The sequence below is a fragment of the Bacillus sp. FSL W8-0519 genome (assembly GCF_038005585.1).
Classification (GTDB): Bacteria; Bacillota; Bacilli; order Bacillales; family Bacillaceae_G; genus Bacillus_A; species Bacillus_A paranthracis.
Map to the genome: position 1 here is coordinate 4,559,469 of NZ_JBBOTL010000001.1, position 22,763 is coordinate 4,582,231.

The following is a 22,763-nucleotide window of genomic DNA, read 5'->3' on the forward strand; positions in this document are numbered from 1 at the left end:
TAAAGAGGATGACCAAAATGGTCATCCTCTTTTTACTCTTCATTCTCCACAATATGTTTCAGCATGGACAATTTATTATCCCAAAAACGTTCATAATACGAGAGCCACTGTTGTAATTCCTCTAATGGTTCTGGATGCAAGCGATATATTTTCTCTCTTCCGCTTTTTCTTCCACTTACTAAATTCGCTTCTGAAAGAATATGAAGGTGCTTTACAACCGCAGTACGACTCATCGGAAAATGATCCGTTATTTTGGAAATCGGTAACTCTTTATCACTTAATAACCGTATTACTTCTCGGCGGGTTGGATCAGCAATTGCTTGAAACACATCATATTTCGCTGCTGATGAGGACACTTAGCCTTCGACAACCTTTTTCAGTTTTTCATTTACAATCGCTACCCAGCCTCCGCTCATTCTGTCGCGAATAATAGAGCTCTTCGCATTCGCTTTCGGAAGAATTTCATCAGGGTGTTTCCAGCCGCCGTGAATTAACGTAAATTCTGTTTTATTATCTCCTAGGTCTTTCAGATGAAATGAAACAACCCAGCCATCTGTATCCCATGAAAAAGATAGATGATTTGGCTCATCGATTTCTAATACTTTACATGGTGATGGTCCAAATGGTGATTGTATATGAAATTCATGTCCTACCTCTAATACGAAATCATTTGGCATAAACCATGAGGCAATCCCTTCTGCAGTTGATACTACATTCCACACCTTTTGAATAGACGCGTTAAAAACGATCGTTTGTTTAATGTCAGTTAATGTATGTTGTTGTTCCATTTCCATTCTCCTTTATTCGGCATTCAAATATAACACCTTTTGGTTACACTTCGATAATATAACACCTTTTAGTTTCATGTCAACGCTAACTCTTTTTTACTGTTGAGAAATTCTCAACATTTTTTCAACAGGACAAACACCCTCCGAACATTTCCTCATAATATACTCACAAAGGCAACAAAAAATAAAAACTTCTCTCAACATGAAACTCCATCATTCATCTTGGAAGAAGCGCCTTACGTATATCATGCGTATTTCGTCTCTCCTCCTTCCCTCAGGGACACTACGCGAGATATGAAAAATCAGAAGGAATATGCCCACCATTTGAGTAGGTAGTTATTTCTCTTCTCCTCAACATTTCCTTAGGAGCGAAATGACTACCGACTCACTTTTTTCAAACAAAAATAAAAAGGGGTTGAACGCTATGTTCTATTGCATTAACTGCTCTGATATTCACCATGAAAAACATCCGAATGATAAAGTATTCAAAAACGGTTTTTATATTGATCCATTTTTAGGTGATCGTTATCACCTTGGTATGTGTAAAGATGCCCAAAATCATGAGACAGGGGAGCCTCTTTTAACGACAAAGAAATTAGGCGCAACCCAATCTATTATGAACGTATTACCGACACATGTTGTCCCAACATAAAGCATAAAAAAGAGCTGGCTCATCCAGCTCTTTTTTATGCTTTATAAACGATCATTGCTGAAAAACAATAAATTTGGTTTTCGTCATCGTTAATAGAAACACCGACTTGGTACTTAATGTCTACAAAGTTACTATCATCAATCTTTTTCAAAAAAACATTTACAGCGTCTTCTAAGTCTTTTTCGTGACTTTCATCAAACACTTTTACACGAATCATGTTAACACCATCCTAGATCGCAGCCCTCCGCCGCTTGATTATTGCCACGGTGCGTATCTATGATGCGATAAAACTTTCCGTCTTCATATATATATCCGTCTTCTAACACATATTGTTTACCTTCAGTATAGACATAAAACTTACCTATCATAAATTTACTCGTATACAATTCCAAATAATCTGGTCTAAATTTAGCTACCACTTTATTTGTAATATCAATTTTTATTGTGCGCCCCACCTTCTCTCCCTCCTTTGCAAAGAACGGATTTAGGTATATTGTATTAGCGATTTTACATTTTATGCTTAAAAATAAGTGGATATGCCTCCTTTCTCCACCTGTACTATTTTTCTAAAAAAATCATCCATAAATAAAAGCAAAAAAAATATATATAAAAAGAGCTTTTACTTATTGACTCAAATATAATTATTATGGTATTATATAAAATTTGACATTTACATTCACTTATGCTATCATTAAAGATGGTTACCACATATGGAGGTGGATGATTTGTTTCAAATTGGTGATAAAATCGTTTATCCAATGAACGGCGCAGGAGTCATCGAAGCCATTGAAGAGAAAGAAATATTAGGAACAATACGTCAATATTGTGTAATACGTATCATTAGTAAGGATATGCAAGTAATGCTTCCGATGGATCAATTACAAAAATCAGGTATTCGTTATATCGTAGATAAAGGTACGTTAGATGATATACTTCTTGAATTTCAAAACGGGGAATCAGATACATCACTTTCCTGGAAACAAAGATATACAATGAATATGGAAAAAATGAAAAACGGCAATCTGCAAGATAGTGCAGAAGTTGTTCGGGATTTACTTCGCCGCAATAAAGAGAGAGCTTTAAATGCGAGCGAAAAACAAATGCTAGATAATGCCCGAAAAATGATGATTAGTGAAGTTGCACTCGTACAAAATGTTTCTGAACATCAAGCAACAGAATATCTTCAAGATACAATTAATCACTAAATTTAAAATAGCTGGCCGCTATTTTTTTTTTGTAAAAAAGGACGAAGAGTTTTATCTCTTCGTCCTTTTCTATTACCCACGCCCAGCTTGAAACGATGGATATAACGTCATTCCACCATCTGCAAATAGCGTAATACCCGTTACATAACTCGCCTCTGAAGAAGCGAGCCAAGTTGCTACTGCTGCAATTTCTTCTGGTTTTCCGATGTAGCCCATCGGTATCATACTTTCTACGTCAGCACGTTTTTTAGGATCAGCAAACTTCTCTGCATTGATCGGCGTATTAATTGCACCTGGCCCTATATTATTTACTCGAATACCTTTTGGTGCATATTCTAACGCTAACGTTTCTGTCATCAGTTTAATACCACCCTTACTTGCTGCATAGTGCACAAATAATGGCCACGGAATTTTCTCATGAACACTCGACATGTTAATGACAGATCCTTTAATATCATGTTCTACAAAATATTTAATCGCTTCACGGCTTCCTAAAAAAGCACCTGTTAAATTTGTGTTAATTACCCTATTCCAATCTTCAAGCGGCATTTCATGCGATGGTACCGCATTTTCTATCCCTGCATTGTTAATCATAACGTCAAGCGTACCAAACTCTTTCACAGCAGATTGAATGAGATTCGCCACATCTGATTCGACCGTCACATCACCTTTTACAGCAATCGCTTCTCCACCTACTTGTTTAATTTCTTCTAACACATCATTCGCTTCTGACTCCCGTGAGCGATAATTAATCACTACCTTTGCTTTCTCCTCAGCAAACCTTACCCCCATTGCTCTTCCAAGACCACTTGCTGATCCTGTAATAACGACAACCTTTCCTTCTAAATCACTATACATTTCCATACCTCCTTTAACTTTTTGCTATACCTAACATAATTCCGGCTGCAATAATAAAAATGATACCGACAACAATCCCTGTTAATTGGCGTTTCGTTTTTCTTTCACCTAATATAAGAATCCCGCCAAGCGTCGAAATAATAATTCCCATTTGCGATAGCGAGAAACTTGTTGCCACTCCAACACGCGGCTGTGAAATGAATAAAAACATATTTCCAGCTGCCCAAATTAATCCTGGAATAATATTTCGTATTGCATATTTATTAAATGGATGATGTTTAAACGTAAGCAAAATCCCCCCTAACACCATACCAACTGCTTGTGGCAACAAAGCTGACCAACCATCTACTTTAAATAGTCTAATCACTACTACATAAACTAAATAGCCGACTGTTGAAATCAATAAAATGATAATGCCTTTTTTAAAATTCCCCGCTTGCTCTGCACTCTTTTCTTCTTCACTTTGAAGCGATGTTAAAATAACACCGATAATAATACAAACGAGGGCCAAAACACCAAGGACGACTGATATTGTTGTGGACCACTCATGAAATACGATGACTCCAAATAAAGTTGTCGCAACTAATTGAAGTCCTGTTGAAATCGGCATCGTCCTTGAAACGCCCATTAAATCAATACTTTTTAATTGATTCGCCTGACCGAGCGCCCAAAATAAACCTGACACAATACCAACTCCGATAACAGTAGGAGTCAATACTGGTTTCATAAAAATATAAACAACAATCGAGAAAATAAGCGCGCCAAACGTTGTACCGAGCGTTTGACTATAAGGCCCCCCGCCCAGTTTTACGTTAAATAGCACAATACTTCCCCAAAATATAGCTGGTAAAATCGCTAAAAATATATCCATCGCTCATTACCTTTCTTTACTAAATGTCATAGGTTATCACTCTGAATCAGTAGAGTGAGCTTTTATTTTTTCTTTTTCCCTTTCACAAATTTTTTCTGCAATAGCACCAGAAACATTCTTTTCTCGCTCCACTTTCTTTATCCTTACGTGATCTAAATAATCTTCCAAAGTAAGCGTAACTTTATCATTTGGCGGATTATGTGCTCCTTGAAATGTAAGAAATTGTAGCGTCACTTCATATCTAGGAACGAACTCACCATTCTTGCCGAGACGCTTTATATTGATAACTGAAGCACATTCATATTGATCTTCTGTCACTTGTCTTATCACAGAATAATATCGATTTAATAATGCACTTTCTAAAAGTTGTTCATTCGATTCTTTTGCCAAAGAATAACTTGGCAAAAAGGAAAAGATAGAACATATCATTGTTAGCATTACACATATTTTTTTCATAACGCCCTCCTTGTTCTATACGTTAGTGTTCTCAAAAACGCCATAAAAAAAACGACTTTCCCTATATAGGAAAGTCGTTTTAATGAATCCAATATTAACCACCGCTCACTGGTGGGATTAGTGCAACAACATCACCAGATTGAATTGTATCATCTTCATTTGCATATTCTTCATTAATCGCAACCATAATTGGTTCTGTGACTGGTACATTATATTCTTTTGCAATAACATCTTTTAACTCTGCAACCGTAATACTTTCTTTCTCTATTTGTAATTCACTTCTTCCTGCTTCTTCTTGCAAGTTCGCAAATAACAATACTCGAATCATACTTATAGCTCCTTCCCAGGCTCTCCCGCCGGATATGGCGTTTTTTCTAATTGATCGCCAATCCAAGAGTCTCCATCTTCCCAAAACTCTTTTTTCCAAATCGGAACAATTTGTTTTATGCGTTCCATAATATATTCATTTGCTTCATAAGCCGCTTTACGATGCGGCGTTGAAACAGCCACAACAACCGCAATATCAGAAATTTGCAGTGTACCGATGCGATGTGTAATCGCAACGTGTGTACCTGGCCATTTCTCTTTCACTTCTGATCCGATTTTCTCTAGCATCCTTTCTGCCATCGTTTTATAAGCGACATATTCTAAGTATAATGTACGACGCCCTTTCGTAAACTCTCTAACCGTTCCAATAAATGTTGTAACAGCACCACATTCGCGGCGAATAACCTTATTCGCTACTTCTTCAATTGAAATTTCTGTATCAATTACTTCATAATACGTATTTTTCATTTCGCACTCCTTACCGTTTGTAAAAACCAGTCTATGTACAATTTTTCTTCTGTTATATGAAATACTTTATATTCTTCTCGTAAGTTTGCAGGAGCATCATACCACGTAATAACTGCTACTATATTTTCTACTTTATGTAAAAGTTCAACGTCTTCCTCAGAACGAAGTAACACCACTTTCGGATAGCTCTCTTTTTTATAGCCCTCAATTAAAATTGTATCCACTTCAAAAAACTCGTATAAACGGATAATTTCTTGCAAGGACCATTCCTCTCTTAATGACGACAATGAAAGTAATCCAGCGCCTTCTACACTACTTACGACAGCACCGGCCTTTCTATGCCTTTCACTATCTTTTTGCGCTACTTCTGGAAACCCTCCATGCCCGTGATGTTTAATCGTAGCAACTTTTATTTTCCGTACAGCTAATGCATGTACAATTTTCTCTACAAGTGTTGTTTTCCCGCTATTTTGATACCCTACTATTTGTAAGATTGAAGGGGCTTTGCCCATGGCCAATCACATCCCTCAGCGTGCTCTAACAATAATACAGACACTTTCATCCCTGCCTCAAAGCCTCTCGTTCCTCCAGGCAACACAATAAAAGCATTCGCATCTGCAAGTGAAGATACCGCACTCGATTTATCTAAACCGACCGGCATCGCTTGTAATGCCCCGTCCACAATTGTCACCTTTGCTCTTACAAAACGAGTAAACGGATTCGGCTTTGGAAAATCGTTTTGTAAAATAGCATCTGCTCTATATATGTGAGGTTCTTTCGCATTCAAATATGTTTTTATAACTGGATGCACAAATAGCTCAAATCCTACGTAACAAGCTGACGGATTCCCTGATAAACCGAAAAGTAACTTTCCATCCACTTCAGCTACAGTCGTTACACTTCCTGGTCTCATCGCTATTTTATTGAAGAGTACATTCGCTTGTAATCTTTCATAAATAGCTGGCAAGTAGTCATAATCTCCTACCGACACACCGCCTGTCGTAATTAAAATATCAACTTCATCCATCGCTGCTTGAACAGCTGTAAAACATGCATCTAACTCGTCAGCAAGTTGGCCATAATATCGGACTTTACCTCCGGCTTTCATAATTTGAGCAGCAATCATATAAGAGTTACTATTTCTAATTTTCCCCGGCTGTAACGACTCATGTACTTCTAACAATTCACTTCCTGTCGTCACAATACCAACAACAGGCTGTTTTACAACTTTCACAGTACTATATCCAAACGTCGCTAATAAGGCCGCAACACCTGGATTAATTGCAACACCTTTCTGAACGAGAACTTGATTTTGTTTTATATCTTCCCCTTTAAATGACACATTGTCGCCACTATGAAAAGGACGCTTTAACTTCATATATGTTTTTCCGTTCTTCTCAAAGCCTTCCGTCAGTTCTAGCATTACAACTGCATTACAATCCGCTGGAATAGCTGCTCCTGTCATAATACGAACCGCCTGAAAAGATCCTACTGTATCTAGAAAAACAGACCCCGCTCCGATTTCTCCTATTACTTCAAACTCAATTGCATTCTCTTGATTTGCTTCTTTCGTATCTTCCGCTCGAATTGCGAAACCATCGTAAGGAGAACGATCAAAATGAGGAACGTCATGATCAGAGACAACATCCTCCCCAAGAATTCTCCCGTAACTTTCCGTAATAGAAACTTCTTCTACTTCACCAATTTTCGCATATTCCATTACTCTCTCTACTGCCTCAGCAACTTGAATCGGAATTCGTTTTTCTACCATCGTTTCTCACCCCATATTTGCAATTTTTTTTATCTCGATTAAACTTTATATATTAAATAGAAATTACTTCAAGGAGGAATTCCATGTCTTCATTCACACACTTTAATGACCAAGGACGCGCGAAAATGGTTGATATAAGCGACAAAAAAGCAACCGTTCGAACAGCAATTGCGTGCTCTAGCATTGTCGTTACAAAAGAAATTTACGATAAAATCTCTCATAATGAAATCGGGAAAGGTGACGTATTAGCAGTTGCACAAATCGCTGGTATTATGGCTGCGAAACGCACTTCTGATATTATCCCAATGTGTCATCCTTTATTATTAAAAGGTGTTGACGTTTCTTTCGATTGGAAACAATCTGATGAACAATATCGATTACTGATTGAAGTAAAAGTTAAAACAGAAGGTAGCACCGGTGTTGAAATGGAAGCTTTAACAGCTGCTTCCGCTACTGCCCTTACTGTGTATGATATGTGTAAAGCTGTTGATAAAGGTATGATTATTGGCGAAACGTACTTACTTGAAAAAACAGGTGGAAAAAGTGGAGATTATACGAGAAAGTCTTAACCTTCTCCCTGTTGAACCTAAAGGACTTCCCTTTAGGTTCAACCTATATATCTTGCATATAAACGTTTTGCTACATTTATATCATTCGTCCCATGAATAAAAGCTCTGCCATCTGTAAATAAAACAAAACGAAATTCCTCTACCAGAAACGATACTAAATACGGAGTAGCCTTTACATCCACACTTCTTTGTAAGCGCTTTTTAATTTCTTCTAAATTAAATTCATTCCGCACACCTGGACGGATTTGTACTGTATTTCGTCCACATAACACTTCTGTTTTCGTTTGTGCTTCAAATGTTAAACTCGGATATGTACGTAATCTTCCGCAAGATAAACACGTTTCTTTTTTCTGTCTATTCACTTTAAATGCCATCTGTTGATTATTCCAAAGATCAAACGATAACATCGTTTCGCGAAGCGCCCCATAGTCTTCTACTAATATTTTCAACGCTTCTGTTATTTGATGCGCAACTACTAATTGCACCGCCGGCTGTATAATACCAGCCGTATCACATGTTGCTCCGCTTGCTGGATGCTCCATTAAACAGCGGAAACACGGTGTTTTTCCTGGTACAATTGTATACGTTACTCCGTAGCTTCCGACACAACCACCATATATCCACGGAATATTATACTTTTGTGAAATATCATTAATAAGAAGACGCGTTTCAAAATTATCTGTCGCATCTAATATTAAATCTACACCCTTCACTAACTCTTCCATTTCCTGCACTGTTACATCAGTCACAACCGGATTTATTTCCACCTCAGAATTAATCGCTTTTAAATGCTCTGCCGCTGCTACCGCCTTCGGTTTATACTGCTTTGCATCTTCTTCTGTATATAATTGTTGCCTTTGTAAATTACTCCACTCTACATAATCACGATCCGCAATTGTTACTTTTCCAACACCTGCTCTAACAATCGCTTCTGCATTTGCTGCACCAAGAGCTCCAGCACCAATAATAAGCACATGCTTCTCTCTAATTTTTCTCTGTCCTTCTTCTCCAACACCAGAAAATAATATTTGCCTTGAATATCGCTCCTGCATACGATAGCCTCCCTTCTTATCCCCCTATATAAGACATTTCAATTTTCGGACGATTTTTCGCACTTTCTTCTGTCCGTTCATCCGAATACCTATCTTTTCTATTCATCCATACATCTTGTATAACGCTTACTAACTCCTCATCCGAAAGATTTCCTCTAAGAAGTTCCCTTAGATCGAGTCCTTCTGTCGCAAATAAGCAAGTATAAAACTTTCCATCTGCTGAAATTCTCGCTCTCGTACAAGAGGAACAAAAGGACTCAGAAACAGAAGTAATAAAACCGACTTCAACATTTGTTCCAACGTAACGATATCGCTTCGCAACTTCACCAAAATAATGCGCTTCAGCTGGCTCAAGCGGATACACGCGATGAATCATCTCAATTAACTCTCGCTTCGTAACGACTTGATCAAAGTTCCATCCATTTGTACTACCAACATCCATAAACTCAATAAACCTAAGCGAGATTCCTTGCTCTTTAAAATACGCAGCCATCGGAAGTACTTGATGATTATTCATCCCTTTTTTCACAACCATATTTACCTTTACATCAAGCCCGGCCTCTTTTGCAGCCATAATTCCCTTTATAACAGGCTTTGTATTAATATTTCGGCCATTAATAGCCTTAAATACATCATCATCTATTGCATCCAAACTAACATTTACTCTATGTAATCCAGCTTCTTTTAATACTTTTGCTTGCTTCGTTAAATGAATTGCATTGGTCGTTAACCCTATATCTAATAGCCCGTCAATTTTCACGAGACGTGCAATAAGTTTTGTTAAATCTTTACGAAGTAGTGGCTCGCCACCAGTAAGTCTAATTTTTCTTACACCGATGCTAACAAATAGTTTTGCTAAACGCTCAATTTCATCAAACGTCAGTAAAAACTCATCTTTTAAAAAAGCATAATCTGGCCCAAATACTTCCGCTGGCATACAATATGTACATCTAAAATTGCAACGATCAATGACAGATATGCGCAAATCTTGAAGTGGGCGTCCAAAAAAATCTGTAACCATCTCCTGCATCGCCACCCTCCCTTTCTGCCAAATTTCTTTCTTTTCATTCTATTATAATATATTTTCGAACTGCGATGTTTTTACTCATGTGAATAAAGTAAAACTTTCCTAATCAATGAGACTACATACAAATAAGGAGATAAAAAACCTTGAAGCATAGAAGCCCCAAGGTTTTCTCCTTATTAACTTAATCTAATAATCGTTAAAGTAGCTCCTGGCGTTGCCGTAGATAATGTAGCCAACGCAACTACTCCAAATAATTGTAAGCTAACAGCAGCCCCAGCAGGCAAGTTAGCAATGATTGTTGCACTAAATGAACCAGTAGCCACTGTCGGAGCGTTTATCGTTCCCGCAAGCGGACTGCCATTTACAGTTATACGAGAACTTACAATTAATCCTGCCGTTAAATTAATTGTATAAGCTATATAATAGTTTCCTGCATTCGCAACTGTAAATATAGTATTCCCACCACTAACGGTTATTCCCGGGCCAATATTTTGATTGTTTGGTAACGGAATATTCGTGCCACCTAACAAAACAGAAATAACACTTCCTGATGTATTATTCGCAAATGCATATGTTGCAGTTGTACTAACTCCAGTCGCCCCGGTGGCTCCAGTGGCTCCAGCTCCGGTTGGACCTGTATCTCCAGTTGGACCTTGTGAACCGGTTGATCCTGTTGCCCCCGTTGGACCTTGAATTCCTTGCGGGCCTTGAATTCCCTGTGGGCCTTGAATTCCTTGGGAACCTGTCGCTCCGGTTGATCCTGTTGCCCCCGTTGGACCTTGAATTCCTTGCGGGCCTTGAATTCCCTGTGGGCCTTGTGGGCCTTGAATTCCTTGGGGACCTGTCGCTCCGGTTTCTCCTGTTGCTCCCGTTGGACCTTGAATTCCTTGCGGGCCTTGAATTCCCTGTGGGCCTTGTGGGCCGGTCGGACCTATGTCACCTTGCGGACCTTGGATTCCCTGTGGGCCTTGTGCTCCGGTTGCCCCCGTCGCTCCTTGGATTCCTTGCGGACCTTGTGGACCTTGAATTCCTTGTGGGCCGGTTGGACCTATGTCGCCTTGTGGGCCTTGAATTCCTTGGGGACCTTGTGCTCCGGTTGCCCCCGTTACTCCTTGGATTCCTTGCGGACCTTGAATTCCCTGGGGACCGGTTGGACCTATCTCTCCTTGAACACCTTGGATTCCTTGCGGCCCCTGTAAACCCGTCACTCCGGTTGCTCCCGTTTCTCCTGTCGCTCCGGTCACTCCAGTTGAGCCTGTCGCCCCGGTATCTCCTGTTACTCCTGTCGCACCTGTTGCTCCTGTCGGGCCAGGTGGTCCACCTGATGGACCTGTCACTCCTGCTGGACCTGATGGCCCCGTTGGGCCGGTCGGTCCGGCAGGTCCTCCTGACGGACCTGTCACCCCTGTTGGACCGGTTACCCCTGTTGGACCGGTTGATCCTTCTCCCGTCGCTCCGGTTGCTCCTGTTTCTCCTGTTGCTCCCGTCGGACCTTGTATCCCTTGAACCCCTTGTGGTCCTTGCACTCCTTGTGCACCTGTTGCTCCTTGAATCCCTTGTATTCCTTGCACTCCTTGTGCGCCCATCGGACCTGTTGGACCAATCGCCCCTTGTATTCCTTGCACTCCTTGAGGCCCCTCTGGACCGGTTGCTCCTATTTCCCCTTGTATCCCTTGAATTCCAGTTGCTCCTTGTGCTCCAGTTGCTCCCGTTATCCCTTGCACACCTTGTATTCCCTGAATTCCTTGCGGACCTTGTGGACCTGTTGCTCCTTGCACTCCTTGAATGCCTTGTATCCCCTGAGGACCCTCTGGACCCGTTGCTCCAACTGGCCCTTGAACACCTTGTATTCCTTGCGGACCTTGGATTCCCTGTGGGCCTTGTGCTCCTGTTCCCCCTGTCGCTCCTTGGATTCCTTGAGAACCTTGTGGGCCTTGAATTCCTTGTGGGCCGGTTGGACCTATGTCGCCTTGTGGGCCTTGAATCCCTTGCGGACCTTGATCTCCAGTGGCCCCCGTTACTCCTTGAATTCCTTGGGGACCTTGAACACCTTGGGGACCCGTCGGACCTATCTCTCCCTGCACACCTTGTATTCCTTGCGGACCTTGCAAACCCGTCACTCCGGTTGCTCCCGTTTCTCCTGTCGCTCCTGTCACTCCAGTTGAGCCTGTCGCCCCAGTATCTCCTGTTATTCCTGTCGCTCCAGTTGCTCCTGTCGGGCCAGGTGGTCCACCAGATGGACCAGTTACTCCCGCCGGACCTGATGGCCCCGTTGGGCCGGTCGGTCCTGCTGGTCCTCCAGATGGGCCTGTTACCCCTGTTGGACCAGTTACTCCTGTTGGGCCTGTAGCGCCTTCTCCTGTCGCCCCAGTTGCTCCCATATCTCCTGTTGCCCCCGTCGGACCTTGGATTCCTTGAATTCCTTGTGGACCTTGCACTCCTTGTGCACCCGTCGCTCCTTGAATTCCTTGTACTCCTTGCACTCCTTGTGGCCCCATCGGACCGGTTGGACCAATTGCCCCTTGAGCACCTTGCACTCCTTGTGGCCCCTCTGGACCCGTTGCTCCTATTTCCCCTTGTATCCCTTGAATTCCAGTTGCTCCTTGTACTCCTGTTGCTCCCGTTATCCCTTGCACACCTTGTATTCCCTGAATTCCTTGTGGACCTTGTGGGCCTGTTGCTCCTTGCACTCCTTGAATGCCTTGTATCCCCTGGGGACCCTCTGGACCCGTTGCTCCAACTGGCCCTGGCACACCTTGTATTCCTTGCGGGCCCTGCAGTCCCTCTGGGCCTTCTGGACCTGTTGGTCCTATATCACCCATCGCACCTTGTATCCCTTGAACTCCCTGTGGTCCTGTTGCTCCCGATGGCCCTGGTACTCCTTGTATTCCTTGTGGGCCTTGATCTCCGGTTGCTCCTGTTACACCTTGAGGCCCTATAACCCCCTGTATACCTTGTGGACCTTGATCTCCTGTTGCTCCCGTTATCCCTTGAATACCTTGAACTCCTTGAATTCCTTGTTCACCAGTTACTCCCGTCGGACCAGGAATACCTTGAATACCCTGCGGACCTTCTGGACCTGTTGGCCCAATTGGTCCTTGAATCCCTTGTATTCCTTGCAAGCCCTGTGCTCCTGTGCTTCCAGTCGGACCTGTAGTTCCCGTTGCTCCTGTTATCCCTGTATTTCCTGTTGCTCCTGTATTTCCTGTTGCTCCAGTCGCCCCTGTACTTCCACTCGGTCCGCCCCCCGGACCTGTTGCTCCAGTCGGACCGGTTGGACCTGGAGGTCCTCCTGATGGTCCAGTTATCCCTGTTGGGCCTGTTATCCCAGTTGGACCTGTTATCCCCTCACCAGTCGCTCCAGTTGCCCCTGTATTTCCACTCGGTCCTTGTGGACCTTGTATCCCTTGCACTCCTTGTATCCCTTGTGAACCTGTTGCTCCTGGTAATCCTTGGACTCCTTGAATTCCTTGTGGACCCTCAGGTCCCGTCGCTCCAATTGGTCCCTGTAATCCCTGTATCCCTTGTATACCTTGTGCCCCAGTCGCTCCCGTTGGACCAATCGGACCTTGTAACCCTTGCACACCTTGAGGTCCTGTCGCTCCAGTTTCTCCTTGTGGTCCTCTCAACCCTTGTGGCCCCTGCTGTCCTTCTGGACCCGTTGCGCCTATTGGTCCAACGGGTCCTTGAATTCCCTCCACGCCTTGAGGTCCTGTCGGGCCCATCTCCCCCATCGGACCTTGAAACCCTCTCGGTCCTTGTGGGCCAGTCGGGCCTCGTGGACCGGTTGGACCAGTAATCCCTATACCTGTAAATCCAGTTGGAACAGGGGGGAAGGTAGGCCCAATAAGATTTGGTGAAATTCTGAAATTAGAATTTAATGAATTTTGTTTATCGCGCTCTCTCACACTTTCACCACCTACACACCATCTATTTTTACATTAAACAAACCTCTTCTTAATATGTATTTACAAAAATAATCTCAAAGACTATTTTTATTTTAAATAATAAAAACTCCCTTAATTCCTTAAGGGAGTCCAGCAACTGAATCCATATTATCTGTATTAGGGACAGCTTGTGCTATACCCGATGCATTTACACTTTGCCCCATATTTGTTCCTGTTACAGTACCAGCAGGAGTACCCCTTGTATATGTTGTCGTCACCGAATCTCCTGGCTGTAAACAAAGCTTCGTCTCCGTCCCTATTACTGTAACAACATCAATCCAAGTACACCCCATCGAACCACTATACGATTTCGAAGCAGTAAATGACGTATCACTCAGATTATCACCAGTAAATATATTCCCAGTGTTATTCACAATAACGAACTCTTTTATATGAGCAGGCATAATTACACTCTACCTTTCTTCTATGAGCCTAATGTACGTGTACTCGTTGCTAATGGCGGAAGAAACACCGATGTTCTAATGACCGCTTCTGGCTGTCTTTTCCCATTTAAAAAAATAGCCGCACTCGATCCTCCAGCACCTGCATACACTTTCGCTACAGCTAAAGGTGAGATATCATAACAATCGCCGACATTAACAGCCCCTGTATTATTTATAATTTTTACTTTCCGTAAGTTAATCCCCATTTACCTATCCCCCTTTTGTACACTGTATGCAAAAGAAAAAAACTTGAAACAGACTCGTTTCAAGTTTTTTAAACTACTTATTTGATTTCGCCTTCATATTGAAGCATACCGCCAACCATGTTCACTGTTTTAAAGCCTTGCTCATTTAAATAATGGCATACATTTTCACTGCGCATTCCCGAGCGACAAATAAAGATATATTCATTCTCTTTATCAAAGAAATCTACTTTATTTGGGATATCCCCCATTTTAATATGTACAGCTTCTGGAATTTTCCCTGTTGCTACTTCTTCATCTTCTCTTACGTCTACTAAAAATAACGTTTCTCCGTTTTCTAAACGCTCTTGTACTTCTTCTGTAGTAATTGTTTTCACTTCTGTCATATTTCGTTCCTCCTTATATACAATAAAAACCTTTAGTTTCTTCCTTGAATAATCATTCCTCATCAATTTTAGCATGCGAAAGAAAGAACGCAAAGAACGGAGAATTTATTTCTCAATTTTCTCGCAAAACTTATTCTTTACAAACATAACTCGTGCATTGTATCCTCAATATACTTGTTTTATGAAGGGAGTCGATTAAAATGACACTTTTTCTTTTCATTATGAGCATTGTGTTCTTACTCGCTGCAATTATTGCACTTAGTATGAAAAATAATAAAAAGATAAAATCACCACAAGAAATGTCATTCTTATTTCTATTACTTAGTATTGCATTCTTCGGTATAGCAATTGCCACATATATTTTCCGCCTACAAATCATGTAAAAAAAGGTGCCTACTACATACATTGCACCTTTTTCACATCATTTATTTTCTACACAAAACTAGATACTTTCCGATTTAAAAACTCATACACTTTCTTTTCAAATAAATGAATATCAAATACTCCCGCCATATGCCCATTTATACTTTCTATCTCATATACTTCTGCATACTTCCCTTGTTTTTGCAATAGGTCTACCATTTTATAATTATAACGTGACGGCTGAAGCAAATCTTGTTTACACGGAATCATAAGTACATTTGCTTCTACATTAGACAGCGCCTCTTCTAAAGACGAAAATCCATGCGCAATGTCATGTAATAAAACTGCTTTCGCAGTGTACATCCACGAATTTGCATCTACTAACTCTATACTTCTATATGTCAATTTATTTATCTCTTTCTCAAATGATGTTAATGAAGAAACCTTTTCATACGGTTCTACTTCTATACTATTACGAGGGAAGGTTGTTTCATAAAAATGCTCATCAAACGCGTTCATAAACATCATTCTATTTGCTAACTGAAGCCCCTTCATTGGCTGCTCTTCTCCATATTTCCCGCCCTTCCAACTTGGATCCAGCCGGATAGCCTCAATTGCATTTTGCGCTACATTTACCGACGTAATAATTGGATTTTGCGGGTTCGTAATAACACCAATCATCCGCTCTACCATATGAGGATAATGAACAGCCCATTGCTGCGCAATCATCCCGCCAGCTGATGGGCCCATTACAGCGTGTAACCTTGGGATTCCCATATCTTTTATTAACTCGTATTGCATACGAGCTACATGAAGAAATGTAAAAACTGGAAAGTCCATCGCATATTCATCTCCAGTTTTCGGATTAATCGATTTCGGTCCCGTTGTAATTACATAAGGGTTCTTCACCTGCACATTACAAAGATTATCAGTGCATATAACAAAGTATTTATTTGTATCAATTGCTTTTCCCGGTCCAATTAAACCATCCCACCAGCCAGACTCCTCATCATGCGCTGTATATTTTCCTGCCGCGTGACTAGTTGCACTAAAATAATGACAAACCAAAATCGTATTTGACCTTTCTCTATTTAAAGTACCATAAGTCTCATACCCCATTTGAACAGGAATTGTCCTACCATTTTCAAATGTAAACTCCTTTAAAATAAATTTCTCCTTTTTTACAATTTGCACAGACTCGCCCTCTTCTCGTCATAGTATGTACTGCTTACTAAAGGATTTTTTCTATGCAAACCCATCTCCTCCTTCTTTTCATAAATAAATGAATAATATACAAAATTAGCCACAAAATAGCACTATATTACACAATCAAAGAGGGCATACATATGATTTGGAATTGGCTACGTAAGAAAAAAAAATCAAATACAACAGAGAAAAACGAAACAGATAATTCGGAGCAAAAACCTAACAATCAAGAGGACGACAACAAAGAACAGACTAGAAGTACGAAACATAATAAAGGTAACAATAGCGAGCAAAAAAAAGAGGAACACAAGGAATCTTCTCAAGATAAGCAGCAAAATCAATCGAATCAAAATCAGCAACAAAGTGCTAAACAAGATGAATCTTCTCAAGAGCAACAGAAGCATTCTAAACAAGATGACTCCAATCAAGGGCAACAGAAGCATTCTAAGCAAGACGACTCCAATCAAGAGCAACAGAAGCATTCTAAGCAGAACGACTCCGATCAGGGTCAACAGCAACACTCTAAGCAAGACGACTCCAATCAAGAGCAACAGAAGCATTCTAAGCAGAACGACTCCGATCAGGGTCAACAGCAACACTCTAAACAAAACGACTCGAATCAAGGGCAACAGAAGCATTCTAAGCAGAACGACTCCGATCAGGGTCAACAGCAACACTCTAAACAAGACAACTCAAATCAGGATAAGCAACAAAATTCTAAAGGTAATAGTATTTATGATTTTTCGAAACCAGAAAAAGATCGTATTCATTCTTTACAAGATTTAATAGAGAAGCTGAAAAAGTCTAGTGATTTTGTGAATTATCATACATCCGACGACGAAACGATGCCTTATTGGATTTCTTACTATCGTCCTTCGCTTGATGGAGAGAAATTACAAAAATATTTAATGCCCACTCTTTTAGAACGACCTAACGCATCACTAGAAGAGCTGAAGGAACATATTCCGATGAGCGGCATTACAATTACGAACGATTTACAAAAAATTGAGGACATGGTTTTAAAGGGGCATGCGATTGTTCAAGTAAATCAACAAGATCAAAAATGTATGCTCGCAAATATTGCAATTGATAATTATCGTGCACCAACTCCTCCTTTAAATGAATCGACTGTTATTGGTCCGCAAGAAGGTTTTGTAGAAGATATTGATACAAACATAAATTTAGTACGAAAACGTCTTCCTGTTTTAGATTTACAAACAAAAGAGATGATTATCGGTGAGTTTTCCAAAACAAAAGTTGTCATGATGTATTTAGACAACCTTGCTGAAAAAGATAATGTTGATTTTCTAGAGGAGTCTTTACGTGCTCTTGAATATGATCAAATTAATGATAGTGCTTATTTACAAGAATTGATGGGAGAAAAGTCGATTTTCCCTCTCTATATCAATACAGAACGCACTGATAGAGTTACAAAAGCACTAATCGATGGGAAAATCGCTATTTTTGTGGACGGTTCTCCAAGTGTTTTACTAACACCTGTATCCTATTTCGATTTTTTCATTTCACCAGAAGACTACAACGTCTCTTGGCTATACGCTACATTCTCAAGGGTTTTACGTCTTATTTCCGTTTTATTCTCTATATGTGCTACACCGTTATACGTTGCAGTTTTAAATTATCATTATGAACTCATTCCGAGTGATTTACTTGAAACTTTAATTTTATCAAGGGCGCAAGTACCATTCCCGCCTTTAATTGAAGCACTCTTTTTAGAACTCGCAATCGATTTACTGAGAGAAGCTGGGGCAAGGTTACCGATGAAAGTTGGTCAAACGCTCGGTATTGTAGGCGGTATCGTAATCGGACAAGCATCTGTACAAGCTGGTTTAACGAGTAATATTTTATTAATTATCGTTGCCTTATCAGCACTCGCTTCCTTTATTACACCTATTTATAAAATGGGTAATGCGGTTCGATTACTACGTTTCCCGTTTCTCATATTTGCAGAAATAGGAGGACTTTTCGGGATTTCACTTGGATTTATCTTCTTATTTACGCACCTATTTAGACTTACTTCTTTACGCAAGCCGTACGCTTTGTTCTACCCAACAAGACAACAATCTGTTAAAGATTCTTGGATCCGTTTCCCTTTAACAATGATTGATACACGGGATGTACAAGCAAGGCCACAACATGTAAAAAAAGCAGCGAAAGGAATTTCAACAAAACATAGATCAGACTTTGATGATTAAGAAATGAGGTGCATTCGATGAGTAAAGTTCAAGAAAAATATCAAATATCTCCTATCTTCGTTTTCTTCTTAATTCACGGTGCACAGTTCGGTGCTGGCGTTCTCGGCTTCGCTCGAATCATCGCAAAGGCCGCTGGATATGACGGATGGATGGGCGTTGTAATCACAGGACTCTGTATCCATCTCCTTATATGGATGATGTATTTTTTATTAAAAGAAACAAATGGAAATTTAATTGATTTACAAAGGCAAACGTTTGGAAAGTGGATAGGAAATGTCTTTAATATCATCTTTGCAGCTTATTTTTTAATCGTCAGTATTTCGGTTATTCGAACGTATGTTGAAATTATTCAAGTATGGATGTTTCCTACCGCTTCCACCTTTATGTTAACACTCTTTTTGTGCTTAGTTAGCTATTACATTATCTCTTCTGGATTTCGTGTAATTACCGGTATTTGCGTCATCTCTATTGGTGGTACATTAGGATATTTATTTCTAAGTTTATTCGTTTTGAAATACTCACATTGGGATAATTTACTACCTATATTTACACATTCTTTTTCAGACATTTTAAAATCCGCTCAACTGTCAATCTACAGTATGACCGGTTTTGAGATTTACCTCATGGTGTATCCATTTGTGAAAAAGCCTATGCAATCTCATAAATACGCTCAGCTCGGAGCACTATTTTCAAATCTTCTATATCTATTTAGCACCCTTTTAGCCTTTTCTTTTTTTAGTGAAAAACAATTGTTAAAAACGATATGGGCCCAACTTTCTATGACCCAAGTCATTCAATTACCATTTATAGAAAGACTCGAATATATTGCAATTTCAGGCTATGCACTTGTTATTATTTCAAGTTTTATCCTCCCTTTATGGGCGTCAATGAGAGCAACTCACGAAATATTTCGTGTAAAACAACGAGGTATTTTAATTGCTTTTTTCTTTATCACGCTTATTGTTTCACAACTTTTAACAAACAGGCACGATATTAACAATTTTATTAGTAATGCAGCAAAAGTTAGTTTTTGGCTCATTTATGTATACATCCCAATCCTATTTATCATTGTGTGGGTGAAAAGAAAATGGAAAAAATCAAAAGCACAAGCAAATTAATACTTATTTCTTGTATAACATTCTTCAGTCTAACGGGATGTTTACAAAAAAACATTATCGATGATGTACAACTTATTCAAGGAACCGTATTTGACGTTGCAAAAGATAATAAAGTAAAAGTGACATTCGTTTGCCCCATTCAGAAAAAGGGAAATAAAGTTCAAGTTTTTGAAGGAACTGCAAATGCGGTAAAACAAGTAAAAGCAGATACATCGTTAGAATCTTCTCAACCTTTTGCTAGCGGACAAATGCGTGTCGCTCTATATACGATAAGACTTGCTAAAACAGGAATGGCTACTTCATTCGATACATTACTTCGAGATGTGAATATAGGGAACGCTTTATATGCTGCTTTATTAGAGGGGAATGGTACTGAACTTTTAAAAGGCAAATATTCGACTTCATACAACGTTGCAATTTATATAAAAAAATTGCTAGAACATAATATGGAGACCGGTCCTTTACCAACGGATAACCTACATGTAGGAGCATTCCGTTATTATCAAGAAGGACAAGACTACTATATTCCCATTTTAAAGAAGCATGGTGATAAAATAAAAATTACCGGAATTGGTCTTTTTAAAAAGGATAAATATATCGGTAAAATTGCGGAAAAAGATATGTTCATCTTTAAAGAACTATTAGAGAAACATAAATTAGATTCACATGAATTTAAAACGGATTCTGCATACGTAGTGGTTAACAACATTCGTTCCATTCCATATTACGATATAAAGATTAAAAACGGGAAGCCTTCTTTTTTCATTCACGTTCATCTTGATGCACGTATTCAAGAACTATCAAAACAAATTAACTTAGAAAATAATAAAAACACAAAAAACATTGAAAAAGATGTTCAAAAGCAATTAGATAAACAAGCTGCTAAGTTAATTAAGCAGTTTAAATCTTTAAATGTCGATCCCCTCGGGCTAGGAGCAAAATATAAACACCATTATCGTCCATTCAAATTAGAAGAGTGGAGAAAAATGTACAAAGATGTTCCAATTCATATAAAATACACTGTAAATATTACAAATTCTGGTGTAATTGAATGAGAAATGATTGAACTCCTCTTCCCGGCATGATACAACGGAAAGAGGAGTTTTTATTTTAGATAGAGAGAGAAGATATTTATGGGGGAGCTTATGTCTAAAAAATTAGTAAAGCCTATTTTAAATGGTATTTTATTTCTCGGCGTCTTTTTATTTGCTCATACATACTTAAAAAATGTTTCCTTCACACGTTATTTACTTGTCGTTATACCAATGTTGCTCGTTGGTATGTTTGGCATCGATCTTATTTTATCCATTTTAATTAAGAAAGAAGAATAACAAGCGAGCATCTTATTTTCTATAAGATGTTCTTTTCATTTCATAATCACCTTATGTTACAATGAGATTCGGCACTAAGCGAGAAAGGATGAAACAACATGACAAACGAAAAAGGTTTAGATAAAGGGTACGAACTTGTTGCAAAAATGCATGAAGTATTCGGACATCCCGTAACAAATACTCCAACAAAATTAACAGAAGAACGTGCAAAAATCCGTGCGAGTTTTATGCAAGAAGAGTTAGAAGAATTTCTAGAAGCAACGACTGTTGAAGATCAATATGATGCACTGATTGACCTTATTTACTTTGCATTCGGCACGTTTGCCGAAATGGGCGTACGTCCTGATAAAGGATTCGAAATTGTAAATAACGCAAACATGGCAAAACTATTCCCTGACGGGAAACCTCGATTCCGCGAAGGTGACGGTAAAATTCTAAAACCTGAAGGCTGGCAAGCACCAGAACCACAACTTCGTGCTGAAATCGAACGTCAACGCCAAGAAGCTGAAAAAAACTGCTAGGATTTCCTAGCAGTTTTTTATTATGTCTTTTTTTCTGGCAATCATTAATGACCCACGTGTCCCGCATGTCCTGCTGCTCCACTAATGCTAGCCGCTCCTGCTGCTGCCCCCGCTCCTCCTGCTCCAATTCCACCTGTCCAAGGAGAAGATTGTTGTTGATACTGTTGGTATTGTTGATGTTGTTGATGTTGTTGGCCTTGGTAACCTTGATGACCATGTTGACCTTGGTGGCCGTGATGGCCTTGATGGCCATGTTGACCTTGGTGGCCGTGGTGACCTTGATGGCCATGTTGACCTTGGTGACCGTGGTGACCTTGATGACCATGTTGACCTTGGTGGCCGTGGTGGCCATGGTGACCATGGTGATCTTGATGAATTTGATAAAGAACAGCCTGCGGATGTATATGATGGTGTCCGTGGTGATGTACTTGTTGTTGATGATGTCCATGATGACCGTGGTGACCTTGGTGGTGATGGTGTCCATGATGGCCATGGTGACCTTGGTGGTGATGTCCATGATGGCCATGGTGACCTTGATGATGGTGTCCATGATGACCGTCGTGGTGGCCATGGTGACCGTAAAAACCTTGTGGATAACCACCTACTCCGCCTGCCACAACACCTACTCCCGGTACCGGAAATCCTGTTTGTACTCCTCCAACGAAAGATGGGAATGTAGTTGGTACGCCCACTGGTACTCCTCCCGCTGCTCCGCCTACAAATGTTGGGATTCCTGTTTGTGCTCCAGCTACTGATGTGGAAAATCCTCCAGGTGTTCCACCCATCCAGCTCGGAATTCCGCCATACCCTTGTTGTCCGCCTCCCATTAACATCATTTGTTCATAACTATCCGATCCACCTCCGAAAAAGCCATGTGGTGCATTATTGTCCATCCCTTTCATTCCTTTCACCTCTTCTACTCAATTTAGCCTACCTTTTTTATCATATTTCCTATAGAAAAATAGGTGTTTGTCTGTATTGGAATTCC

The 22,763-nt window shown here is 40.1% G+C and carries 28 protein-coding genes; 9 read left to right on the plus strand and 19 right to left on the minus strand.

Annotated features, from left to right (window positions below; translation table 11 throughout):
* Positions 1-32: 32 nt before the first annotated feature.
* Both NST14_RS23940 and NST14_RS23945 read right to left on the minus strand, forming a co-directional pair.
* The gene (locus NST14_RS23940; RefSeq protein WP_000098837.1) at positions 33-356 is read right to left on the minus strand and encodes an ArsR/SmtB family transcription factor; all 324 of its coding nucleotides are present in this window, start codon (positions 354-356) and stop codon (positions 33-35) included.
* Entirely contained in the window at positions 357-788 is a 432-nt protein-coding gene (locus NST14_RS23945) for an SRPBCC family protein (protein ID WP_000437668.1), read from the minus strand.
* Between the two features lie 424 nt (positions 789-1,212).
* Here NST14_RS23945 and NST14_RS23950 point away from each other — a divergent pair, with 424 nt between their 5' ends.
* The gene (locus NST14_RS23950; RefSeq protein WP_000498984.1) at positions 1,213-1,440 is read left to right on the plus strand and encodes a DUF3973 domain-containing protein; all 228 of its coding nucleotides are present in this window, start codon (positions 1,213-1,215) and stop codon (positions 1,438-1,440) included.
* 34 nt (positions 1,441-1,474) lie between these two features.
* Here NST14_RS23950 and NST14_RS23955 read toward each other — a convergent pair whose 3' ends face one another.
* Together NST14_RS23955 and NST14_RS23960 are read right to left on the minus strand one after the other, a co-directional pair.
* Positions 1,475-1,657, minus strand: coding sequence for a sporulation protein Cse60 (locus NST14_RS23955; protein ID WP_000621751.1), 183 nt, complete (start codon positions 1,655-1,657; stop codon positions 1,475-1,477).
* A 1-nt stretch (position 1,658) separates the two neighbouring features.
* Complete coding sequence (locus NST14_RS23960; RefSeq protein ID WP_000533800.1) at positions 1,659-1,895, minus strand: DUF2553 family protein; 237 nt, start codon at positions 1,893-1,895, stop codon at positions 1,659-1,661.
* Between the two features lie 255 nt (positions 1,896-2,150).
* On the opposite strand from NST14_RS23960, the gene NST14_RS23965 reads away from it, so the two are divergent.
* Positions 2,151-2,645 (plus strand): CarD family transcriptional regulator, encoded by a 495-nt coding sequence (locus NST14_RS23965; RefSeq protein ID WP_001998466.1) that lies wholly within the window; start codon positions 2,151-2,153, stop codon positions 2,643-2,645.
* 72 nt (positions 2,646-2,717) lie between these two features.
* Here NST14_RS23965 and NST14_RS23970 read toward each other — a convergent pair whose 3' ends face one another.
* From NST14_RS23970 to moeA, 7 genes are all read right to left on the minus strand, one after another.
* Entirely contained in the window at positions 2,718-3,503 is a 786-nt protein-coding gene (locus NST14_RS23970) for a glucose 1-dehydrogenase (RefSeq protein ID WP_048557781.1), read from the minus strand.
* Between the two features lie 13 nt (positions 3,504-3,516).
* On the minus strand, positions 3,517-4,374 hold the full coding sequence (glcU, locus tag NST14_RS23975) for a glucose uptake protein GlcU (RefSeq protein ID WP_000350853.1): 858 nt from the start codon (positions 4,372-4,374) through the stop codon (positions 3,517-3,519).
* Positions 4,375-4,410: 36 nt separating this feature from the next.
* Complete coding sequence (locus NST14_RS23980) at positions 4,411-4,830, minus strand: DUF3888 domain-containing protein (RefSeq protein WP_000717661.1); 420 nt, start codon at positions 4,828-4,830, stop codon at positions 4,411-4,413.
* A gap of 94 nt (positions 4,831-4,924) precedes the next feature.
* Positions 4,925-5,158 (minus strand): molybdopterin converting factor subunit 1, encoded by a 234-nt coding sequence (moaD, locus tag NST14_RS23985; protein ID WP_000621789.1) that lies wholly within the window; start codon positions 5,156-5,158, stop codon positions 4,925-4,927.
* Positions 5,159-5,160: 2 nt separating this feature from the next.
* Entirely contained in the window at positions 5,161-5,625 is a 465-nt protein-coding gene (moaE, locus tag NST14_RS23990) for a molybdopterin synthase catalytic subunit MoaE (RefSeq protein ID WP_048557780.1), read from the minus strand.
* The gene (mobB, locus tag NST14_RS23995) at positions 5,622-6,137 is read right to left on the minus strand and encodes a molybdopterin-guanine dinucleotide biosynthesis protein B (RefSeq protein ID WP_048557779.1); all 516 of its coding nucleotides are present in this window, start codon (positions 6,135-6,137) and stop codon (positions 5,622-5,624) included. Before mobB ends, moaE begins: the two co-directional genes overlap by 4 nt.
* Positions 6,107-7,396 carry a molybdopterin molybdotransferase MoeA gene (gene moeA, locus NST14_RS24000; protein ID WP_229143053.1) on the minus strand — a complete coding sequence of 430 codons (1,290 nt, stop codon included), beginning with the start codon at positions 7,394-7,396 and terminating at the stop codon, positions 6,107-6,109. Before moeA ends, mobB begins: the two co-directional genes overlap by 31 nt.
* Positions 7,397-7,479: 83 nt before the next feature.
* Here moeA and moaC point away from each other — a divergent pair, with 83 nt between their 5' ends.
* Positions 7,480-7,965: a cyclic pyranopterin monophosphate synthase MoaC gene (moaC, locus tag NST14_RS24005; protein ID WP_000094141.1), complete on the plus strand. Its 486-nt coding sequence runs from the start codon at positions 7,480-7,482 to the stop codon at positions 7,963-7,965.
* Positions 7,966-8,003: 38 nt separating this feature from the next.
* Here the strand turns inward: moaC and NST14_RS24010 are convergent, their stop codons facing one another.
* The 6 genes from NST14_RS24010 to NST14_RS24035 all read right to left on the minus strand — a co-directional run bounded on the left by NST14_RS24010 (position 8,004) and on the right by NST14_RS24035 (position 15,023).
* Positions 8,004-9,017: a molybdopterin-synthase adenylyltransferase MoeB gene (locus NST14_RS24010; RefSeq protein ID WP_046198214.1), complete on the minus strand. Its 1,014-nt coding sequence runs from the start codon at positions 9,015-9,017 to the stop codon at positions 8,004-8,006.
* Between the two features lie 16 nt (positions 9,018-9,033).
* Entirely contained in the window at positions 9,034-10,047 is a 1,014-nt protein-coding gene (gene moaA, locus NST14_RS24015) for a GTP 3',8-cyclase MoaA (RefSeq protein ID WP_048557778.1), read from the minus strand.
* A gap of 173 nt (positions 10,048-10,220) precedes the next feature.
* Positions 10,221-13,952 carry a BclA-related collagen-like exosporium protein gene (locus NST14_RS24020; RefSeq protein ID WP_341119179.1) on the minus strand — a complete coding sequence of 1,244 codons (3,732 nt, stop codon included), beginning with the start codon at positions 13,950-13,952 and terminating at the stop codon, positions 10,221-10,223.
* A 119-nt stretch (positions 13,953-14,071) separates the two neighbouring features.
* Positions 14,072-14,395 carry a hypothetical protein gene (locus NST14_RS24025; RefSeq protein WP_001110853.1) on the minus strand — a complete coding sequence of 108 codons (324 nt, stop codon included), beginning with the start codon at positions 14,393-14,395 and terminating at the stop codon, positions 14,072-14,074.
* A 20-nt stretch (positions 14,396-14,415) separates the two neighbouring features.
* Positions 14,416-14,640 (minus strand): spore germination protein, encoded by a 225-nt coding sequence (locus NST14_RS24030; RefSeq protein ID WP_000512463.1) that lies wholly within the window; start codon positions 14,638-14,640, stop codon positions 14,416-14,418.
* A 77-nt stretch (positions 14,641-14,717) separates the two neighbouring features.
* Entirely contained in the window at positions 14,718-15,023 is a 306-nt protein-coding gene (locus tag NST14_RS24035; protein WP_000141219.1) for a rhodanese-like domain-containing protein, read from the minus strand.
* A 200-nt stretch (positions 15,024-15,223) separates the two neighbouring features.
* On the opposite strand from NST14_RS24035, the gene NST14_RS24040 reads away from it, so the two are divergent.
* Positions 15,224-15,406, plus strand: coding sequence for a hypothetical protein (locus NST14_RS24040; protein WP_000171893.1), 183 nt, complete (start codon positions 15,224-15,226; stop codon positions 15,404-15,406).
* 49 nt (positions 15,407-15,455) lie between these two features.
* On the opposite strand, the gene NST14_RS24045 is transcribed toward NST14_RS24040, so the two are convergent.
* Complete coding sequence (locus NST14_RS24045) at positions 15,456-16,580, minus strand: alpha/beta fold hydrolase (protein ID WP_229143054.1); 1,125 nt, start codon at positions 16,578-16,580, stop codon at positions 15,456-15,458.
* A gap of 152 nt (positions 16,581-16,732) precedes the next feature.
* On the opposite strand from NST14_RS24045, the gene NST14_RS24050 reads away from it, so the two are divergent.
* The 5 genes from NST14_RS24050 to NST14_RS24070 all read left to right on the plus strand — a co-directional run bounded on the left by NST14_RS24050 (position 16,733) and on the right by NST14_RS24070 (position 21,775).
* Positions 16,733-18,805, plus strand: coding sequence for a spore germination protein (locus NST14_RS24050; protein WP_220779606.1), 2,073 nt, complete (start codon positions 16,733-16,735; stop codon positions 18,803-18,805).
* Positions 18,806-18,822: 17 nt separating this feature from the next.
* Positions 18,823-19,923, plus strand: a complete 1,101-nt coding sequence (locus NST14_RS24055; RefSeq protein ID WP_000049063.1) for a spore germination protein — start codon at positions 18,823-18,825, stop codon at positions 19,921-19,923.
* Positions 19,893-20,978, plus strand: coding sequence for a Ger(x)C family spore germination protein (locus NST14_RS24060; RefSeq protein ID WP_000411398.1), 1,086 nt, complete (start codon positions 19,893-19,895; stop codon positions 20,976-20,978). The genes NST14_RS24055 and NST14_RS24060 overlap by 31 nt, the downstream gene beginning before the upstream one ends.
* Positions 20,979-21,068: 90 nt before the next feature.
* A complete protein-coding gene (locus NST14_RS24065) occupies positions 21,069-21,254 on the plus strand; it encodes a hypothetical protein (protein ID WP_000038783.1) in 186 nt (61 codons plus the stop codon).
* Between the two features lie 98 nt (positions 21,255-21,352).
* Positions 21,353-21,775: a hypothetical protein gene (locus tag NST14_RS24070; protein WP_000180554.1), complete on the plus strand. Its 423-nt coding sequence runs from the start codon at positions 21,353-21,355 to the stop codon at positions 21,773-21,775.
* Positions 21,776-21,819: 44 nt separating this feature from the next.
* Here NST14_RS24070 and NST14_RS24075 read toward each other — a convergent pair whose 3' ends face one another.
* The gene (locus NST14_RS24075) at positions 21,820-22,677 is read right to left on the minus strand and encodes a hypothetical protein (RefSeq protein WP_341119180.1); all 858 of its coding nucleotides are present in this window, start codon (positions 22,675-22,677) and stop codon (positions 21,820-21,822) included.
* Positions 22,678-22,763 lie beyond the last annotated feature (86 nt).

Bases quoted from the DNA above. Each gene is read 5' to 3' on its own strand.
- NST14_RS23945 (WP_000437668.1), bottom strand. From the start codon at position 788: ATGGAACAACAACATACATTAACTGACATTAAACAAACGATCGTTTTT.
- NST14_RS23950 (WP_000498984.1), top strand. From the start codon at position 1,213: ATGTTCTATTGCATTAACTGCTCTGATATTCACCATGAAAAACATCCG.
- NST14_RS23955 (WP_000621751.1), bottom strand. From the start codon at position 1,657: ATGATTCGTGTAAAAGTGTTTGATGAAAGTCACGAAAAAGACTTAGAA.
- NST14_RS23965 (WP_001998466.1), top strand. From the start codon at position 2,151: ATGGAGGTGGATGATTTGTTTCAAATTGGTGATAAAATCGTTTATCCA.
- NST14_RS23970 (WP_048557781.1), bottom strand. From the start codon at position 3,503: ATGTATAGTGATTTAGAAGGAAAGGTTGTCGTTATTACAGGATCAGCA.
- glcU (WP_000350853.1), bottom strand. From the start codon at position 4,374: ATGGATATATTTTTAGCGATTTTACCAGCTATATTTTGGGGAAGTATT.
- NST14_RS23980 (WP_000717661.1), bottom strand. From the start codon at position 4,830: ATGAAAAAAATATGTGTAATGCTAACAATGATATGTTCTATCTTTTCC.
- moaD (WP_000621789.1), bottom strand. From the start codon at position 5,158: ATGATTCGAGTATTGTTATTTGCGAACTTGCAAGAAGAAGCAGGAAGA.
- moaE (WP_048557780.1), bottom strand. From the start codon at position 5,625: ATGAAAAATACGTATTATGAAGTAATTGATACAGAAATTTCAATTGAA.
- mobB (WP_048557779.1), bottom strand. From the start codon at position 6,137: ATGGGCAAAGCCCCTTCAATCTTACAAATAGTAGGGTATCAAAATAGC.
- moeA (WP_229143053.1), bottom strand. From the start codon at position 7,396: ATGGTAGAAAAACGAATTCCGATTCAAGTTGCTGAGGCAGTAGAGAGA.
- moaC (WP_000094141.1), top strand. From the start codon at position 7,480: ATGTCTTCATTCACACACTTTAATGACCAAGGACGCGCGAAAATGGTT.
- NST14_RS24010 (WP_046198214.1), bottom strand. From the start codon at position 9,017: ATGCAGGAGCGATATTCAAGGCAAATATTATTTTCTGGTGTTGGAGAA.
- moaA (WP_048557778.1), bottom strand. From the start codon at position 10,047: ATGCAGGAGATGGTTACAGATTTTTTTGGACGCCCACTTCAAGATTTG.
- NST14_RS24025 (WP_001110853.1), bottom strand. From the start codon at position 14,395: ATGCCTGCTCATATAAAAGAGTTCGTTATTGTGAATAACACTGGGAAT.
- NST14_RS24030 (WP_000512463.1), bottom strand. From the start codon at position 14,640: ATGGGGATTAACTTACGGAAAGTAAAAATTATAAATAATACAGGGGCT.
- NST14_RS24035 (WP_000141219.1), bottom strand. From the start codon at position 15,023: ATGACAGAAGTGAAAACAATTACTACAGAAGAAGTACAAGAGCGTTTA.
- NST14_RS24040 (WP_000171893.1), top strand. From the start codon at position 15,224: ATGACACTTTTTCTTTTCATTATGAGCATTGTGTTCTTACTCGCTGCA.
- NST14_RS24050 (WP_220779606.1), top strand. From the start codon at position 16,733: ATGATTTGGAATTGGCTACGTAAGAAAAAAAAATCAAATACAACAGAG.
- NST14_RS24055 (WP_000049063.1), top strand. From the start codon at position 18,823: ATGAGTAAAGTTCAAGAAAAATATCAAATATCTCCTATCTTCGTTTTC.
- NST14_RS24060 (WP_000411398.1), top strand. From the start codon at position 19,893: ATGGAAAAAATCAAAAGCACAAGCAAATTAATACTTATTTCTTGTATA.
- NST14_RS24065 (WP_000038783.1), top strand. From the start codon at position 21,069: ATGTCTAAAAAATTAGTAAAGCCTATTTTAAATGGTATTTTATTTCTC.
- NST14_RS24070 (WP_000180554.1), top strand. From the start codon at position 21,353: ATGACAAACGAAAAAGGTTTAGATAAAGGGTACGAACTTGTTGCAAAA.
- NST14_RS24075 (WP_341119180.1), bottom strand. From the start codon at position 22,677: ATGAAAGGGATGGACAATAATGCACCACATGGCTTTTTCGGAGGTGGA.